Annotated in this window: 1 protein-coding gene; it reads left to right on the top strand. The window is 63.9% G+C overall.

The genetic code is table 11. The features are described 5' to 3' along the window. Positions 1-96 precede the first annotated feature (96 nt). The gene (locus QJT82_RS45340; RefSeq protein ID WP_259243149.1) at positions 97-1,434 is read left to right on the top strand and encodes an IS1182 family transposase; all 1,338 of its coding nucleotides are present in this window, start codon (positions 97-99) and stop codon (positions 1,432-1,434) included. Positions 1,435-1,527 lie beyond the last annotated feature (93 nt).

The raw sequence follows: 1,527 nt of genomic DNA, 5'->3' as shown, positions 1-1,527 counted from the left end.
CCTGAGAGGCTGTGAATCTATGTGATTTGAGGCGTTTCCGTTTGCGGAACGGTGAGTCGAATGATTCTCTGCTTTCAACGGTCGATGGAGGCAGGGATGTCACGCGAGACGCTATTTGGTGATTTGCCTGAAGTTGAGCCGGCTGCGCGGGAATGGCTAGGGCAGCCGCGGCTTCGCGAGCCTGTCCGTGATCAAGTTGAGCTGCGCGCGGTGGATCTTGAGGCGCTGCTGCCTGCCGAGCATCCGGCCCGTGTGATCTGGGCCTATGTCCAGAAGCTCGATCTGAGCGCGCTTGAAGAGACCGTTCGGGCTCGTGTCCATGGTCCGGGTCAAGCGCCAGTCAGCCCGCGCCTGCAACTGGCGTTGTGGCTGTTTGCCACGAGCCAGGGGGTCGGCAGCGCCCGGGCGCTGGCACGACTGTGCGAGAGCCATGATGGCTATCGCTGGCTGTGCGGCGGGGTGAGCGTGAACTATCACAGCCTGTCGGAGTTCCGCACGGCGCATCCGGAGCTTTTGGATCGGCTGCTGGTCGAACACGTTGCCTCGCTCTCGGTCGCAGGGGTGATCGACCTTGACGAGGTGGTGCAGGATGGCGTGCGTGTGCGGGCCGCGGCCGGAGCGAGTTCGTTCCGGCGCAAGAAGAAGCTGCACAAGGAGTTGAAGAAGGCCAAGCGTCTGGTCGAGCACCTGCGGCAGGAGAATGACGACGATCCCGACGCCAGCAACAAGCGTATCAAAGCCGCACAGGACCGGGCGGTCCGTGAACGCGAGGCGCGTGTTGCGGCGGCACTCGAGCAGCTTGCCGAGATCGAAGCGCATCGGGCGCGGCGTGGCCGCGAGAACAGGACCAACAGGAAGAAGGGAAGCAAACGCTCCGAGCCGCGCGCTTCCACGACCGACCCGCAGGCGCGGGTCATGAAGATGGCTGATGGCGGCTTCCGCCCGGCCTACAATTGCCAGGTCGCAAGCGTCGCCGAGGGACAGATCGCCATTGCCGTGGATGCGACCAACGTCGGCTCGGATCGAGGCCTGATGCGGCCGATGCAGGAACGGCTTGCGGGGTTTTATGGTCGCGCGAAGCGCTATCTCGTCGATGGCGGGTTCAACAAGAACGAGGACATCGAATGGGCCGCGGCCGAGGGGATCAAGGTCTATGGCCCGCCTGCCAACAGCAAGCATCGGACCGATCCCTATGCGCCGCGTTCTGACGACGGCCCCGGCATGGCCGCCTGGCGCAGACGCATGAAAAGCCCCCATGGCAAGGGCGTCTACAAACGCCGGGCGCCGGGCGAATGCATCAACGCTCGCTTCCGCAATTGGGGCCTGCGCCAGTTCACGGTTCGAGGTCGCGAAAAAGTGCTCACAGCGCTGCGCTGGTTTGCCCTCGCCAACAACGTTCTCGCCGGACACAGGCTCCTGGCCCAAGCCGCATGACCAAACCAACCTTGAGGGCATCCTTCCGATCGCGCCATCGCCTTACCAGGGCAAATGCCGCGCTCGCAACTCATAGGGTCACAAGCTCTGAGG

Origin of the sequence: Bradyrhizobium sp. Mp19, from assembly GCF_029952935.1 — a bacterium.
GTDB lineage: Bacteria > Pseudomonadota > Alphaproteobacteria > Rhizobiales > Xanthobacteraceae > Bradyrhizobium > Bradyrhizobium elkanii.
Note: the sequence above shows the minus strand (reverse complement) of the source record. Positions and strands in the feature narration are given on the sequence as shown.

Bases quoted from the DNA above. Each gene is read 5' to 3' on its own strand.
- QJT82_RS45340 (WP_259243149.1), top strand. From the start codon at position 97: ATGTCACGCGAGACGCTATTTGGTGATTTGCCTGAAGTTGAGCCGGCT.